The organism is Haloarcula marina (assembly GCF_024218775.1).
GTDB lineage: Archaea > Halobacteriota > Halobacteria > Halobacteriales > Haloarculaceae > Haloarcula > Haloarcula marina.
Genome location: NZ_CP100404.1, coordinates 627,278 through 643,637 on the forward strand (window position 1 = coordinate 627,278; position 16,360 = coordinate 643,637).

13 protein-coding genes and 1 tRNA gene are annotated in these 16,360 nt (G+C 65.2%); 8 read left to right on the forward strand and 6 right to left on the reverse strand.

Translation table 11 applies throughout. The features are described from left to right. Positions 1-158: 158 nt before the first annotated feature. From NJQ44_RS03275 to NJQ44_RS03290, 4 genes are all read right to left on the reverse strand, one after another. Positions 159-647: a metallophosphoesterase family protein gene (locus tag NJQ44_RS03275; RefSeq protein WP_254273255.1), complete on the reverse strand. Its 489-nt coding sequence runs from the start codon at positions 645-647 to the stop codon at positions 159-161. A gap of 39 nt (positions 648-686) precedes the next feature. Further along, positions 687-998, reverse strand: a complete 312-nt coding sequence (locus NJQ44_RS03280) for a winged helix-turn-helix transcriptional regulator (protein ID WP_254273256.1) — start codon at positions 996-998, stop codon at positions 687-689. A 79-nt stretch (positions 999-1,077) separates the two neighbouring features. After that, positions 1,078-1,728 carry a hypothetical protein gene (locus NJQ44_RS03285; protein WP_254273257.1) on the reverse strand — a complete coding sequence of 217 codons (651 nt, stop codon included), beginning with the start codon at positions 1,726-1,728 and terminating at the stop codon, positions 1,078-1,080. A gap of 566 nt (positions 1,729-2,294) precedes the next feature. Continuing rightward, positions 2,295-2,367: transfer RNA gene (locus tag NJQ44_RS03290), tRNA-Asp, on the reverse strand. Positions 2,368-2,652: 285 nt separating this feature from the next. On the opposite strand from NJQ44_RS03290, the gene NJQ44_RS03295 reads away from it, so the two are divergent. Genes NJQ44_RS03295 through NJQ44_RS03320 form a run of 6 tightly spaced genes read left to right on the forward strand, consistent with a single transcriptional unit; the run spans position 2,653 to position 10,803 of the window. Further along, positions 2,653-2,880, forward strand: a complete 228-nt coding sequence (locus tag NJQ44_RS03295; RefSeq protein ID WP_254273258.1) for a DNA-directed RNA polymerase subunit H — start codon at positions 2,653-2,655, stop codon at positions 2,878-2,880. Further along, on the forward strand, positions 2,880-4,445 hold the full coding sequence (locus tag NJQ44_RS03300) for a DNA-directed RNA polymerase subunit B'' (RefSeq protein WP_254273259.1): 1,566 nt from the start codon (positions 2,880-2,882) through the stop codon (positions 4,443-4,445). The genes NJQ44_RS03295 and NJQ44_RS03300 overlap by 1 nt, the downstream gene beginning before the upstream one ends. Before the next feature lies 1 nt (position 4,446). Then, complete coding sequence (gene rpoB / locus NJQ44_RS03305; RefSeq protein ID WP_254273260.1) at positions 4,447-6,273, forward strand: DNA-directed RNA polymerase subunit B; 1,827 nt, start codon at positions 4,447-4,449, stop codon at positions 6,271-6,273. Between the two features lies 1 nt (position 6,274). Then, complete coding sequence (locus NJQ44_RS03310) at positions 6,275-9,184, forward strand: DNA-directed RNA polymerase subunit A' (RefSeq protein ID WP_254273261.1); 2,910 nt, start codon at positions 6,275-6,277, stop codon at positions 9,182-9,184. A gap of 2 nt (positions 9,185-9,186) precedes the next feature. Continuing rightward, entirely contained in the window at positions 9,187-10,374 is a 1,188-nt protein-coding gene (gene rpoA2 / locus NJQ44_RS03315) for a DNA-directed RNA polymerase subunit A'' (RefSeq protein WP_254273262.1), read from the forward strand. A 3-nt stretch (positions 10,375-10,377) separates the two neighbouring features. After that, positions 10,378-10,803 (forward strand): NusA-like transcription termination signal-binding factor, encoded by a 426-nt coding sequence (locus NJQ44_RS03320; RefSeq protein ID WP_254273263.1) that lies wholly within the window; start codon positions 10,378-10,380, stop codon positions 10,801-10,803. 24 nt (positions 10,804-10,827) lie between these two features. Here the strand turns inward: NJQ44_RS03320 and NJQ44_RS03325 are convergent, their stop codons facing one another. Continuing rightward, on the reverse strand, positions 10,828-13,242 hold the full coding sequence (locus NJQ44_RS03325) for a methyl-accepting chemotaxis protein (RefSeq protein ID WP_254273264.1): 2,415 nt from the start codon (positions 13,240-13,242) through the stop codon (positions 10,828-10,830). Positions 13,243-13,455: 213 nt separating this feature from the next. Here NJQ44_RS03325 and NJQ44_RS03330 point away from each other — a divergent pair, with 213 nt between their 5' ends. Then, the gene (locus tag NJQ44_RS03330; RefSeq protein ID WP_135305350.1) at positions 13,456-13,884 is read left to right on the forward strand and encodes a 30S ribosomal protein S12; all 429 of its coding nucleotides are present in this window, start codon (positions 13,456-13,458) and stop codon (positions 13,882-13,884) included. Positions 13,885-13,886: 2 nt separating this feature from the next. Next, positions 13,887-14,504, forward strand: coding sequence for a 30S ribosomal protein S7 (locus NJQ44_RS03335; RefSeq protein ID WP_254273265.1), 618 nt, complete (start codon positions 13,887-13,889; stop codon positions 14,502-14,504). Between the two features lie 33 nt (positions 14,505-14,537). On the opposite strand, the gene NJQ44_RS03340 is transcribed toward NJQ44_RS03335, so the two are convergent. Beyond that, positions 14,538-16,277, reverse strand: a complete 1,740-nt coding sequence (locus NJQ44_RS03340; protein ID WP_254273266.1) for a glycoside hydrolase family 13 protein — start codon at positions 16,275-16,277, stop codon at positions 14,538-14,540. Between the last annotated feature and the right edge of the window lie 83 nt (positions 16,278-16,360).

The window sequence follows — 16,360 nt, forward strand, 5'->3', positions numbered from 1 at the left end:
TCCTGCACGCGATGGGGTCGACGCGCTCGACGGGACGAACAACTTCGTCGCGGGCATCTCCACCTTCGGCGCGGCGGTCACCGCCGTCGACGACGAGGGGCCGCTCTCCGCCTTCGCGCCCACGCAGGACGCGGCCGATGCCCTGTTCGAGACGGCCGCTACAGTTCGTGCAGACGCACGCTGAGGTCGCCGTCGCCGACGGTGGCGGTCATCATCGTCGCGCGGTCGGCCGGTGACGCTCCCGTGGCGCTCCCCGGATTCAGCAGGCGCACGCCGCCGTGGGTCGTGTCCAGCACCTCGTGGGTGTGCCCCGAGACGCCGACGGCGTCCGGCCCCGCTTCCTCGCGGACGATGCCCCTGACCCGGTCCTCGTAGCCCCGATGTGACCCCGTGCCGTGCGTGACGACGAAGGTGACGCCGCCGAGTTCCACCGTCGCCACGTCCGGCAGGCCGATGCGCGGGTCCATGTTCCCGCCGACGGCGGTCAGTCGCGCCGCCATCGCCCGGACGTTCGACAGCGCCCCCTCGCTGTCGAAGTCCCCGGCGTGGATGACGTGGTCGGCGGCTTCGATGCGCTCGCGGAACGGCTCGGGAACCGCCGTCGCCCGCGAGGGGATGTGCGTGTCGCTGATGAGCGCGAGGTCCATACCGAAGATTCGGCCGCCGTCGTCAAAACGGTTAACTGGTCAGTCGGCGGTTTCGACCGCGGGAAACAGTTCTTCGAGTTCTTCTAAGCGCTCGACGAGGCCGTCGATACCCTCGTTGATTGTGGCGACGCGTGTCTCGATGTCGTCGGCCGGAATCGCCCCCTGCGGCGTCGGGTCGACGAGTTCGTCGTCCTCCAGCATGCGCAGGGAGTACCGGACTTTGTGCTCCGGAATGCCCGTCTCCTCCGAGAGGCGGACGATGCCAATCGGTCCCTGTTCGATGACGACTTCGAGAATCGCCAAGTCGCGGCTTTCCTTCTCGACCTGATTAGCTAGTCTCTCCAGACCCATGAGAATCTACGTATCCGTATTGTGTGACGGTACATAAACGCCGCCGTTGTGGGTCGGGACGCTCTTCGGCCGCCAGCGGCTACTCCTCGACCGGTTTGCGCCGCAGTTCGTCCAGTTGGTCGCGCAGACGCGACAGTTCGGTCTCTAACTCCTCGCGGCGGTCGATGAGCGTGCTCAACTCCTCGGTGTTGACCGAGTAGTCGTTCTCCAGCGCCACGTCCAGGGCGTCGGTGGTCGCCGCCGCGAGGTCCGTCGACACCCGGAGCACTTCGCTGGGCGTCCCGCGGGACTCGTACAGTTCTCGGTCGCCCGAGAGCGGGCTGTACGTGACCATCGGCGACTCGACGGTGTGGTGGTAGGTCACCGTATAGCTCGTGTCGGTCACCGGGTTCCGGCGGTTCTCGGCCCGTTCGGTCCGGACGATGTTGAACGGGCCGGCGAGGGTGGGGTACGTCTCCGCGAGGGCCCGCAGACGGTCGGCCGCGGTCACGTCGAGTTGAGCCTCCACGTCGCCGAAGAACTGCCGGGAGTTCGTGAGGCTGAACGCGACGGTGTAGAACACCGACTCACTGTTGTCGGCGAGGTTCCGGACCCGCTCTCGCACCTCGTCGTGTCGCCCCTCGATGGTCAGCTTCTCCAGTTCTTCGAGCAGCGCTCGCACGCCCTCCTCGCGTTCGAGGAACGCCTCGACGATGGCCCCCGGCATCTCCTCGCCATCCACGTCGTCCATAGGGCACGTTCCGTGATGCCGCCTAAACAGTCTGTCGGCGGCGGACTCGGGAGTCAGCGGGGACAAAGCATATGCCGATGTGTGGTGACTGTCCGCACGTCCGCCTCTCGGGGCGGGCCTATGACAGGGAGAGGGGGCCACTCCCCCTCACGTGCCGCGCTTCTCGAGGGTCCCGTATGGTTATGTGTCCGCTAGCCGCGATATCGACGGCGAGAATTGGTGTTCCGCGGTCGCTACTCGGACGGCAATTCCAGAACGACAGACGCTCGCGACGGGAGTGAGCGCTCTACGGCGTGACCGCCGACGGACTGCGCCGTCGGCATTTGCATCCGGGCGAGACGCACTGCGTTCGTCTCGCGTGGTTCACATCCCTCTCGGCGTTTCGTTGCTCACAGGGCCGAGCACACGCGACGCTCGCTGGAGTTGTTCGCAGTAGAAGACGCCCGGAGCGGGATTTGAACCGGAAACAGACGTGCTCGCTCACGTCGTTCGCTGTACGCGACTGTCAGGGGTCAAATCCGCTCGATACGGATTTTCGACTCACGGATTCGTTCGTCGCAAAAGTACGCCCGGAGCGGGATTTGAACCCGCGTCACGACCGTGACAGGGTCGTATGATGGGCCACTACACCATCCGGGCACGCTGCCTTGCTGCACTTCATCGTATCTGGGTGGTAGTATTAAGACTTTCCAAAGGAAGGCGCTCTGGGATGTGTACCCGTGGCGGGACCCAAACTTCTATACTTCGTCTGCTCGAAAGGGTTGGTACGAGTGGCCATCCCACGGATTCCGTGTGCGGGTCGTGGGGTCGAGTAGCTACTGCCGTCAGAGTTGGTAAGTGTTATATGCGTGCCGACAATAACGACCTGTAGTATCTCGTGACAGCCACCTTCTCCAGTAGCAGGCCCCACGCACGCACACACACATGGTAGATGTAAGTCAACACGACCTCGTCCCCGACCACAGCGTCGTCGACGAGGACGACCTCGAGGCAGTGCTCGACGAGTACGACATCAGGAAGACCGACCTCCCCAAAATCAAACGCGCCGACCCGGGACTTCCGGACGACGCGGAGGTCGGCGATGTCATCCGAATCGTTCGGGATTCGCGAACAACCGACGAAGCAGTCGTCTATCGACTGGTGGTCGAATAATGGACACACAGGACCGACGCGCTATTTCGCGTGAGTACTTCGCAAAGGAACGGCTCGCAGAACACCACTTCCGCTCGTTCAACGCGTTCCTCGACCGAGGGATGCAACAGGTGGTCGACGAGAAAGAGACCATCGAGACGGACATCGGCGACAAAGAGGGTCAGGAGCCGGTGTGGGTGGAACTCGGCGACGTTCGCGTCGTCACGCCCCGAGTCCGAGAGGCCGACGGGAGCGAGGAACTGCTCTATCCGCAGGAGGCCCGACTGCGAAACATCACCTACTCCGCGCCGGTGTTCATGGAGATGGCTATCGTCCGCGGCGGCGAGGAGGAACCCGAGGAAGTCGTCGACCGCACCGAGACGAAGATCGGCCGGATGCCCATCATGGTCGGCTCGAACAAGTGTAACATCGCCGGGTTCTCCGACGAGGAGCTCATCGACATCGGCGAGGACCCCGCCGACCCCGGCGGCTACTTCTGTGTCAACGGCTCCGAGCGAGTCCTGATGACCAGCGAGGACCTCGCGCCGAACAAGATTCTCGCCGAGTACGACACGAAGTACGGCGACGAGGTGCAGGTCGCCAAGACGTTCTCCCAGCGCCGTGGCTACCGCGCGCTCGTTCTCTGTGAGCGGACCCGCGACGGCCTGCTGGAAGTCTCGTTCCCGTCCGTCTCCGGCAGTATCGACTTCGTGACGCTGGTGCGGGCACTCGGACTCGAGTCCGACGAGGAAATCGTCCACCGCGTCTCCGAGGACCCGGAAATCGTGAAGTTCATGCTGGAGAACCTGGAGGAGGCCGAGGTCCAGACGACCGAAGAGGCCATCGAGACGCTGGGCAAGCGCGTCGCCTCCGGGCAGGGCAAGAACTACCAGCTGAAACGCGCCAACTACGTCATCGACCGCTACCTCCTGCCGCACCTCCACGAGGAGGGCGTCGACGAGGAAGAGGTCCGCATCAACAAGGCCTACTACCTCTGCCGGATGGCCGAGGCGTGCTTCGAACTCGCCTTGGAGCGCCGCGAGTCCGACGACAAGGACCACTACGCCAACAAGCGGCTGAAGGTCAGCGGCGACCTGATGACCGACCTGTTCCGGACGGCGCTGAACAAGCTCGCCCGGGACGTGAAGTACCAGCTGGAACGCGCGAACATGCGGAACCGCCAACTGTCTGTCTCCACGGTGGTCCGCTCCGACGTGCTGACCGAACGGCTCGAACACCCCATCGCGACGGGGAACTGGGTCGGCGGCCGGTCCGGGGTCTCCCAACTGGTCGACCGCACCGACTTCATGGGGGTTCTCTCTCACCTGCGCCGTCTGCGCTCGCCGCTCTCGCGCTCGCAACCGCACTTCGAGGCGCGGGACCTGCACGCGACCCAGTGGGGTCGCATCTGCCCCTCCGAGACGCCGGAGGGCCCGAACTGTGGGCTGGTGAAGAACTTCGCGCAGGCGATGGAGCTGTCACAGGACGTCGAGGACGCACAGGGACTGAAACAGGAACTCGCTGACATGGGGGTTCAGGGCATCCCCGGCATCGAGTCTATCGAACAACAGCCCGCGGACGACTAACATGAGTCAGGGACGCGAAGCCAAAGTATACGTAAACGGCAGTTTGGTCGGGACACACCCCGACCCCGAACAGCTCGCAGAACAGGTCCGACAGGCCCGACGCCGAGGAGACGTTTCCCAGATGGTCAACGTCTCTGTGAAGGACCGCACGGACGAGGTCATCATCAACGCAGACGCGGGCCGCGCCCGCCGACCGCTGCTGGTCGTCGAGGACGGCGAACCGCTGATGACCGAGGAGGAAGTGGAGGAGATAAAGGACGGCGACGTTCAGTTCGAGGAACTCGTCGAGCGGGGCGTGGTCGAGTTCATCGACGCCGAAGAAGAGGAGGACATCCTCGTCGGCGTCGACGAGGACGAACTCACCGAGAACCACACGCACCTCGAAGTCGACCCGCAACTGATGTTCGGTATCGGCGCGGGGATGATTCCGTACCCCGAACACAACGCCAGCCCGCGCATTACGATGGGGTCGGGGATGATCAAGCAGTCGCTCGGCCTGCCGAGCGCGAACTACCGCATCCGCCCGGACACCCGTCAGCACCTGCTGCACTACCCGCAGCTCTCGATGGTCAAGACCCAGACCACGGAGCAAATCGGCTACGACGACCGACCCGCGGCGCAGAACTTCGTCGTCGCCGTGATGAGCTACGAGGGGTTCAACATCGAGGACGCACTCGTCATGAACAAAGGGTCCGTCGAGCGTGCGCTCGCCCGGTCGCACTTCTTCCGGACGTACGAGGGCGAGGAACGACGCTACCCCGGTGGGCAGGAGGACCGCTTCGAGATGCCCGACGACGAGGTGCGGGGCGCTCGCGGCGAGGAAGCGTACACCCACCTCGACGACGACGGCCTCGTCAACCCCGAGACGGACGTGGGCGAGAACGCCGTCCTGCTGGGGAAGACCAGCCCGCCCCGGTTCCTCGAAGAACCGGACGACATGGGCGGCCTCTCCCCGCAGAAGCGCCGCGAGACGAGCGTCACGATGCGCTCGGGCGAATCCGGCGTCGTCGACACCGTCACGCTGATGGAGGGCGAAGACGGCTCGAAGCTCTCGAAAGTGTCCGTGCGCGACGAGCGAATCCCCGAACTCGGGGACAAGTTCGCGAGCCGTCACGGCCAGAAGGGCGTCGTCGGCCACATCGCACCGCAGGAGGACATGCCCTTCACCGAGGAGGGCGTCGTCCCCGACCTCGTCATCAACCCGCACGCGCTCCCCTCGCGCATGACCGTCGGCCACATTCTGGAGATGATCGGCGGGAAGGTCGGCGCGCTCGAAGGCCGCCGCGTCGACGGGACGGCCTTCACCGGCGAGGACGAGGAGGAACTCCGCGGTTCGCTCGAAGCCCACGGCTTCGACTCCAGCGGCAAGGAGACGATGTACTCCGGCGTCACCGGCGAGAAGATTGAAGCCGACATCTTCGTCGGCGACATCTTCTACCAGAAACTCTACCACATGGTCTCGAACAAACTGCACGCCCGTTCGCGCGGGCCGGTGCAGGTGCTCACCCGCCAGCCCACGGAGGGACGCGCCCGCGAGGGTGGTCTCCGTGTGGGTGAGATGGAACGGGACGTGCTCATCGGCCACGGGGCGGCGATGGCCCTCAAGGAACGACTCTTAGACGAGTCTGACCGCGAGTGGATCAACGTCTGTGGCCAGTGTGGCATGACCGCCGTGGAGAACGTCGAGCAACGCCGCATCTACTGCCCGAACTGCGAGGAGGAGACGGACATCCACGAGGTGGAGATGTCCTACGCGTTCAAACTCCTGCTCGACGAGATGAAGGCGCTCGGCATCGCTCCGCGAATCGAACTGGAGGACGCAGTCTAGCATGAGTTCCCAACAGACACCACAGGAAATCGGTCAGCTCAGTTTCGGGCTGATGGACCCCGAGGAGTACCGCGAGATGTCGGCCACGAAGGTCATCACGGCCGACACCTACGACGACGACGGCTTCCCCATCGACATGGGGCTGATGGACCCCCGTCTCGGCGTCATCGACCCCGGACTGGAGTGTAAGACCTGCGGGAAACACAGCGGGTCGTGTAACGGCCACTTCGGCCACATCGAACTCGCTGCGCCGGTCATCCACGTCGGGTTCGCGAAGCTCATCCGACGGCTCCTGCGCGGGACCTGCCGAGACTGCTCGCGCCTCTGTCTCGACGAGATGGAACGCGAGGAGTTCCGCGACCGACTCCAGCGCTCCCGTGACCTCGGCCGCGACCTGAACGACGTGACGAAGGCCGCCATCCGACAGGCCCGCAAGAAGGACCGCTGTCCGTTCTGCGGCGAGAAGCAGTACGACATCAAACACGAGAAGCCGACGACCTACTACGAGGTCCAGCAGGTGCTCGCGGCGGACTACCCAGACCGCATCGCCGAGGCGATGGAGGAGTCCGACGAGCGCATCTCGCCGACGGACCTCGCCGAGGAGACGGGCATCGACAGCGGCCGCGTGCAGGAGATTCTCAGCGGCGAGTTCCGCCCGCGACAGGAGGACCGCCGCGCCCTGGAGAAGGCCCTCTCGGTGGACCTCACCGAGGAGGACATGAACAAACTGATGCCCTCGGACATCCGCGACTGGTTCGAGGACATCCCGGACGAGGACATCGAAGTGCTGGGGATGAACCCCGAGCGCTCGCGGCCCGAGTGGATGATTCTGACCGTCCTTCCCGTGCCGCCGGTCACCGCTCGCCCCTCGATTACGCTGGACAACGGCCAGCGCTCCGAGGACGACCTGACCCACAAACTGGTCGACATCATCCGCATCAACCAGCGGTTCATGGAGAACCGCGAGGCCGGTGCGCCCCAACTCATCATCGAGGACCTCTGGGAACTCCTGCAGTACCACGTCACCACGTTCATGGACAACGAGATTTCGGGCACGCCGCCGGCGCGCCACCGCTCTGGCCGCCCGCTCAAGACGCTCTCCCAGCGCCTGAAGGGCAAGGAAGGGCGCTTCCGTGGTTCGCTGTCCGGGAAGCGCGTGAACTTCTCGGCACGGACCGTCATCTCGCCGGACCCGACCCTCTCGCTGAACGAAGTCGGCGTCCCCGAACGGGTCGCCCGCGAGATGACCCAGACGATGAACGTCAACGAGCGGAATCTGGAGAACGCTCGCCGCTACGTCGCCAACGGCCCCGAGGGCCACCCCGGCGCGAACTACGTCCGCCGACCGGACGGCCGCCGCCTCAAGGTCACCGAGAAGAACTGCGAGGAACTAGCCGAGAAAGTCGAACCCGGGTGGGAAGTGTCCCGCCATCTGGTCGACGGCGACGTCATCATCTTCAACCGACAGCCGTCGCTGCACCGGATGTCCATCATGGCCCACGAAGTGGTCGTGATGCCGTACAAGACGTTCCGCCTGAACACCGTCGTCTGCCCGCCGTACAACGCAGACTTCGACGGGGACGAGATGAACATGCACGCCCTCCAGAACGAGGAGGCCCGGGCCGAGGCCCGCGTCCTCATGCGCGTGCAGGAACAGATGCTCTCGCCGCGCTTCGGTGAGAACATCATCGGTGCGATTCAGGACCACATCAGCGGGACCTATCTGCTGACGCACACCAACCCGCAGTTCAACGAGACGCAGGCGCTGGACCTGCTTCGGGCGACCCGCATCGACGAACTGCCGGAAGCAGACGGCGTCGACGACGCGGGCGAGGAGTACTGGACCGGCCGCACGCTGTTCTCGGAACTCCTGCCGGACGACCTGAACCTGGAGTTCACGTCCTCCGCCGGTGACACGGTCGTTATCGAGGACGGCGAGATGACCAGCGGGACCATCGACGAGGACGCCGTCGGCGCGTTCGGCGGCGAAGTCGTCGACACCATCGCCAAGGACTACTCGAAGACCCGCGCACGCATCCTGGTCAACGAGGTGTCCGCGCTGGCGATGCGCTCCATCATGCACTTCGGGTTCTCCATCGGTATCGACGACGAGTCCATCCCGCGGGCGGCCGAGGAGCAGATCAACGACGCCATCGACAACGCCTACGACCGCGTCGAGGAACTCATCGAGACCTACGAGCGCGGCGACCTCGAATCCCTGCCGGGCCGGACCGTCGACGAGACGCTGGAGATGAAGATCATGCAGACGCTGGGCAAGGCGCGTGACTCCGCCGGTGACATCGCCGAAGACCACTTCGACGACGACAACCCGGCCGTCGTGATGGCCGAGTCCGGCGCGCGTGGGTCGATGCTGAACCTGACCCAGATGGCTGGCTGTGTCGGCCAGCAGGCAGTCCGGGGCGAGCGAATCAACCGCGGCTACGAGAACCGCACCCTCTCGCACTTCGAGGAGGGCGACCTCTCGGCGGACGCTCACGGGTTCGTGGAAGCCTCCTACCGAACGGGCCTCTCGCCCAAGGAGTTCTTCTTCCACGCGATGGGTGGCCGCGAGGGCCTCGTCGACACGGCAGTCCGGACCTCGAAGTCCGGGTACCTCCAGCGCCGTCTCATCAACGCCCTCTCCGAACTGGAGACCCAGTACGACGGGACGGTTCGGGACACCTCCGACACCATCGTCCAGTTCGAGTTCGGCGAGGACGGCACGTCGCCGGTCGACGTGTCCTCGAATCAGGACGAGGCGGCCGTCGACGTGGACCAAATCGCAGAGAGCGTCCTCAACGAGGAGTTCGAGAGCGAGAAACAGAAGGAGAGCTTCCTCGGACAGCGCACCGAGCGGACCAACCTCTCGGAACACGCCGACGACTGGTGGATGGCCGAGGGTGATGACTAACCATGACGACAACTGACGTTTCCGCAGACATCGAAGCGGTCGTCGAGGACACGGACCTGCCCCGACGGCTGAAAGACGAGGTGTACAGCACTATCGACGCCCGCGACCTCGGCGTCGAGGACGCCGACCGCGTCGCGAAGGCCGTCGAGTCCCGCTACATGGACACGCGGGTCGACCCGCTGGACCCGGTCGGGACCGTCTCGGCCCAGTCCATCGGCGAACCGGGAACGCAGATGACGATGAACACGTTCCACTACGCGGGGGTCGCAGAAATCGACGTGACGCAGGGCCTGCCGCGCCTCATCGAACTCGTGGACGCCCGGAAGACGCCGGACACGCCGATGATGACCGTCCATCTGGACGAGGAGTACGCCGACGACCGCGAGAAGGCTCACGAGGTCGTCTGGAAGATTGAGGCGACGCGCATCCTCGCGCTGGGCGACATCTCGACGAACGTCGCGGACATGCTCGTCCAGATCGACCTCAACGAGGATACCCTGCTCGAACGGTGGCCGACGGTGGGCGACACCGAGGCCATCGCTGAGGAGATAGCCGAGACCATCGAGTCGAAACTGGGCGTCGGGGCCCGGCAGGCCGGGACAGTCATCGAGTTCGGTCCCGAGGAACCGAGTTACCGCGACCTCCTGCAACTGGTCGAGGAACTGCGCGACATCGTGTTCAAGGGCATCGAGGAGATCTCCCGCGTCGTCATCCGCAAGGAAGAACTGGAGGACGGCGAGGAGTTCGTCCTCTACACCGAAGGGTCGGACTTCGGCGAAGTGCTGGGCATCGAGGGCGTGGACGCCTCCCGGACGACGTGTAACAACATCCACGAAATCTACCGCAGCCTCGGCGTCGAAGCGGCCCGCGAGACGCTCATCAACGAGACGATGAACACCCTCGAAGAGCAGGGGCTGGACGACGTGAACGTCCGTCACCTGATGCTGGTCGCAGACATCATGACCAACGAGGGGACCATCGAGTCCATCGGCCGCCACGGCATCTCCGGGTCGAAAGACTCCGTGCTCGCCCGCGCGGCGTTCGAGGTGACGGTCAACCACCTGCTCGACGCCGCCATCCACGGCGAAGTCGACGAACTCGACGGCGTCACGGAGAACGTCATCGTCGGCAAGCCCATCAAACTCGGAACGGGGGACGTGGACCTCCGGATGGGCGCCAGTCAGGACTGAGACATGCGGGTCGAAATCTCGGACGAAGCGCGCCAACTGGTCGCCCTCTTCGAGGACGAGGCAGAGGTCACCGTCCGGGATTGCGTCGTCGACGAGACTCACGACCAAGTCGTCTATCTCGTCAAGCGGGGCGAGATGGCCGAGGCCATCGGCCCCGGCGGACAGACCGTCGGCGTCGTCGAGGAGCAACTCGGCCGGGACGTGAAACTCGTCGAGGACGCGGAGACGGCGGAGAACTTCGTCGCGAACGCGCTGGCCCCCGCGGCGGTGTACAACGTCACCGTCTCGGAGAACGGCGATACCGTCGCCTACGTCGAGGTGGCACAGGAAGACCGCGGCGCGGCAATCGGTCGCGAGGGGCGCAACATCGACGCCGCTCGCCAACTGGCGAAACGGCACTTCGAAATCGACGGCATCGAACTGACCTGAGCCGTCCCAAATTCCTTTTCGCGCTCAGTCGTCTTGCTCCGGCAGCGGCGCGTCGCCCACGTCGGGGTCGTACACGTCCGTGTCGCCGTCGAACGATTGGCCGGTCTGCACGTCGAACTGCGTGAGCAGTTCGCGCAGGTTCGTCGCCTGTCCGGACAGCGACTCGATGCTCGTGGTCACCTCGTTGATGGTGGCGGTCTGTTGCTCGGCGGCGGCGGCGACGCTCTCGGCTTGGCTGGCGGTCTCCTCGCTGATAGAGCCGACTTCGTCGACCATCGCGACCGTCTCCTCGGTGGCGCTGGCCTGTTCGTCGGTCGCGTCGTTGATGGACTGGATGCCGTCGTTGACGGCGTCGACGCGGTCGACGATGTGCTCTAAGGACTCGATGGCGTCGTCGACGGTGTCGATACCGTCGGTGACGCTGTCGCCCATCTGCTGGATGTCGGTCACCGCTTCGTCCGTCGAATCCTGCACATCGGTGATGACCGCCGACACCTCGTCGGTGGCGTCGCTGGTCTCCGCGGCCAGCGACTTGATCTCGTCGGCGACGACGGCGAAGCCCTCACCGGCCTCGCCAGCGCGCGCGGCCTCGATGGAGGCGTTCAAGGCGAGCATGTTGGTCTGCTCGGCGATGTCGTCGATGAGGTCGACCACCTCGCCGATGTGGGCCATCTCCTCGTCGAGCGCCTCGACGCGGTCGATGGTCTCGTCGGCCCGTTCCTCGATGTCGCTCATCACGGACATGGCCTCGCTGGCCCGTTCGCTGCCCGTCTCGCCGATGCGCGCGGCCTCGTCTGCGGTCCCGGCCACTTGGTCGGCTTGCGCGGCCACTTCCTCGATGGTCGCCGAGAGGTTCGACATCTCGTCGGCGGCCTGCTGGAGGTTCTCGTGCTGGCGGTCCGCGCCAGAGGCGATTTCTTGCACCGACGTGCTGACCTCCTCGCTGGCGCTCCGAACTTCGGTGGCGCTCGCGGTAATCTGGTCGGCGGAGCCGTCGACGTCGGCGGCGAACTCGCGGATGTGGACGACGGTCTGGCCGAGTTGAGCGAGCATGTCGTTGAACGCCTGTGCGATTTCTCGCATCGCGTCGGTGTCCGTGCCGGTGTCGAGACGCTGACTGAGGTCGCCGTCGGCGGCCTCGCGCATCACCGCCGAGAACTCTTCGGCCTCTCGTTCCAGCGAGTCGGCCAGCTGTTCGGCCTCGCGCTGGGCGGCCTCGGCGTCGGCCTTCGCGTCCTCGATTTCGGTGATGAACCGTTCGAGCTCGGTCTGCATGGCCGAGAGGGATTCGCCGAGGCGGCCCGGCACGTCCTCGTCCAAGACGGGGTCGTCGAACTCCTGTTGGGCGAGGGCGTCCGCTTGGTCGGCGACGGTTCCCAGATACGACTGGATGTCGGTGAACGCGCGCTCGACCTGCCCGATTTCGTCGAGGCGGTCGCTCGACTCGGCGCCGTCGTCGAGACGCCCGTCTGCGAGCGCTTCGGCCCGCTCCGTGACCCGCGTCAGCGACCGGCGGATGTCTCGGCCGACGAACGCACCGAAGGCGACGACGCCGACGAGCGCAAGTCCGATGAGCGCGAACAGGTCCCGCTGGACCCGGTTGCGGAGTGCGTAGGCGTTCGCCGTCGGGGCCTCCTTCACGACGGCCCAGTTGGTCCCCGCGACGGGGGCGTAGCTGAGGAGTTGCCCGTCGGCTTCGACGATGCCGCCGGTTCCGTTCGCCGTCTCGGCGATGGCGGCGGACTTCGTCTCGCCATCGTAGCGCTTGAAGATGCGCGACTCGTTGTCCGCGAAGACGATTTCGTTGCGTCCGCTGGCGGACTCGACGACGACGGTCTCGCTCCCCTCGATGGAGTGGCTGAACTGTTCGGAGCGTTGGCTGACGTTGTAGAAGATGACCGTGTGGTAGTTGCTCTCCGGGACCGTGCTCGCGAAGGCGATGTAGAAGTGGTCGTCGTGTCGGAACACGCGGGACCGAGCCACGTCGTCGGCGTTCTCGAAGACGAGCATCCCACGGAGCCACGCGACACCGAAGTCGCCCAGCGTCTGGTTACGGTAGCTGTCGACGGTGCTCCGCTCGATGTGATTGGTCGACGCCGAAACGTAGTTGATGGCGTGCACCGACCCGTTGAGGCGACGCTGTGCGTACGAGAAGGTCCCCTGCGCGCGCGTCGCCGTCGCGCCCGCGACGTAGTAGTGATTCGAGAGCAGTCGGGTCGTCCGCGTCTGCCGTTCCAGCCAGTCGGACATCGACTGGGCCTCCTGTTCGGTGGTCGTGGCGAGTTCGCTGTTCCGCTGTTCTGTGAGTTCCGTCGCAATCGCGCTTTGTGCTACCAGTCCCGCGCTCGTGACCACGACGGCGATGACGGCCACGGCGAGCGCGAACTTCCGAAGGTAGCTCCGACGGATGGCGTCTGGAAGGAGTGAGTCGCTGTTCATGCTGAATCCTCGGCCAGCGGGCTCTCGCCCCCCGGCGCCGTTGCCATCACTTTTTCAACCCCTGTTGTAAACCCTACTCCCCGGTTATCACGAGCAATTATCGGGGCGGGACCGAATGTGACCGTCTCACGTGGGGGAGACCGCCACACGCGGGCGGTACGGCGCCGAGAAAAGAGGAGTCTTAAGTACCTCGGCAGGATAAGCACGCGTACTATGGCAAACGGCAAATACGCCGCGCGCAAGCTCAAGAAGGACCGCCAGAAGCACCGGTGGTCCGACTCTGACTACGCGCGCCGCGAACGCGGGCTGGGCAAGAAGTCCGACCCGCTGGAGGGCGCGCCGCAGGGTCGAGGTATCGTCTTAGAGAAGGTGGGCATCGAAGCAAAGCAGCCCAACTCCGCGATTCGAAAGTGCGTTCGCGTCCAACTCATCAAGAACGGCAAACAGGTCACCGCGTTCTGTCCCGGTGACGGCGCTATCTCTTTCATCGACGAACACGACGAGGTCACCATCGCCGGTATCGGTGGTGCGAAGGGTCGCGCGATGGGCGACCTCTCCGGTGTCAACTACAAAGTGGAGAAGGTCAACGGCGTCTCCATGATCGAACTGGTCCGCGGCAACGCCGAAAAACCGGTCCGATAATCATGAGTGCAGAAGACGAAACCCCTGAACCCGACGCCCCCGCCGGCACAGACGACGAGACGGCCCGCGCCGAACTGTTCGGCAAGTGGTCCGTGACCGACATCGAGTACACCGACCCGTCGACGGAACGGTACATCACGGTCACCCCCATCGCGCACACGATGGGCCGCCACGCCGACAAGCAGTTCAAGAAGTCCGAAATCAGCGTCGTCGAGCGTCTCATCAACCGCCTGATGCAGACCGACGAGAACACGGGCAAGAAGCAACTGGCGACGTCCATCGTGCAGGACGCCTTCGACATCGTCCACGAGCGCACCGAGGAGAACCCGGTGCAGGTCCTCGTCAGCGCCGTCGAGAACAGCGCGCCCCGCGAGGAGACGGTCCGCCTGAAGTACGGTGGCATCTCCGTCCCGAAGGCCGTCGACGTCGCACCCCAGCGCCGCGTCGACCAAGCGCTGAAGTACATCGCTGAAGGTGTCTACGGCAGCACGTACAAGACGACCACCAGCGCCGAGGAGGCGCTCGCCCAGCAGCTCATCGGTGCCGCCAACGACGACGTCCAGACGTACTCCGTCAACCAGAAAGAAGAGAAAGAGCGCGTCGCGGCCGCCGCTCGCTAATCTGCGGGACTACGTTTTCGATTTTCTCCACGGTCAGTAGCGGTAGATGGCGGCTTCGTAGGGTCGGAACTCGCTTCCGACCGGTGCCGTCGGCGGGTCGTCGTAGTTCGCGAGCGCGACGCGTGCGTCTCCAACTCCGAGGCCGTCGGGGTCGAACGTCGCTCGCTCGCCCGACCAGTTGAGGACGACGAGCGCCCGCTCGTCGTCGAGGGTGCGTGTGTACGCGAACAGTTGCTCGTCGTCGGGCACGTGCAGGTCGTAGTCGCCGTACACGAGTACGGGAGACTCGTGGCGCAGTTCGATCGCTCGTCGGTAGTAGTGCCAGATGGAGTCCTCGTCCGCGCGGGCCGCCGCAACGTTGACCTCGCGGTAGGTGTCGGTGACCGGGAACCACGGGTCGCCGTCGGTGAACCCGGCGTTCGCCGAGTCGTCCCACTGCATCGGCGTGCGGGACTGGTCGCGCGTGGTGTAGTTCACGAACGCTCTGAGGTCCTCGTAGGAGTCGGCGGCGCCCGACTCGATGATGTCCTCCACCGCGCCGACGGTCATCGGGTCGTCCAACTCGTCGAGCGTCTCGAAGTCGGTGTTGGTCATGCCGATTTCGTCGCCCTGATACACGTAGGGCGTCCCGCGGGTCGTCAGGAGAAACGTCGCCAGCAGTTTCGCGCTCGCCTCTCGGGAGGCCTCGTCGTCGCCGAACCGCGAGACGATACGGGGTTGGTCGTGGTTGCCGAGGTACGTCGCCGTCCACACGTCGTCGGCCCGTTGCCAGCGACTCAGAACGCGTTTGAACTCCGGGAGCGACCACTCGCCCCAGCCCTCGGGGTCCCAGCGACCGCCCGGTCCCGCGTCGATGTCCATGTGCTCGAACTGGATGAGGCTGTGGAGGCCGTCGCCGTCCTCGCCGAGGTAGTCGGCGGCCATCTCGACGGTGGTCCCGGACATCTCGGCGACGGTCGTCACGTCGTAGTTCGCGAAGGTCCGCTCGTACAACTCCCGGAGGTACTCGTGGATGCGCGGACCGTACGTGAACTGCGCCAGGCCGACTGGTGCGTCGTTCGGGTCGCCGTCGGGGAGGCCATCGGCCTTCGAGAGGCACTGAATCGCGTCGAGGCGGAACCCGTCGATGCCCTTCTCCAGCCACCACGTCACCATCTCGGCGACGGCGTCGCGCACGTCGGGGTTCCGCCAGTTCAGGTCCGGTTGTTTCTCGTGGAACGAGTGGAGGTACCACTGGCCGCGCTCCTCGTCGTAGGACCACGCCGACCCGCCCATGTACGACCCCCAGTTGTTCGGTGGGGCTTCTCCGGGGGGCCCCTCGTTCGTGGCGTCGTCGGCCGCGTCGACGGGTCGCCCGTCGCGCCAGTAGTAGTAGTCTTCGTACTGCTCGTCGCCCCGACGGGAGCGGCGGAACCACTCGTGTTCGTCGGAGGTGTGGTTGACGACGAGGTCCATGATGAGGCGCATGTCTCGGTCGTGGAGCGCCGAGAGCAGGGCTTCCCAGTCGGCCATCGTCCCGAACTCGTCGGCGATGGCGCGGTAGTCGCGGATGTCGTAGCCGTTGTCCGCCATCGGCGAGTCGTACACCGGACAGAGCCAGACGATGTCGACGCCGAGTGCGTCGAGGTAGCCGACCCGCTCGGTGACGCCCGGAATGTCGCCGAGGCCGTCGCCGTCGCTGTCGTTGAAGCTCCGGGGATACACCTGATAGACGACCGCCTCCTTCCACCAGCGACGGTCGAGGCGGTCGTCTGCCGTGTCGTCAGGACCCATGCCGTCACTTCTACGTCCGGTCACGTAGTGGTTTCCGCCCACGCTGTGAACCGTCGGCTATATTCCGGTTGACGTGGGAGGTA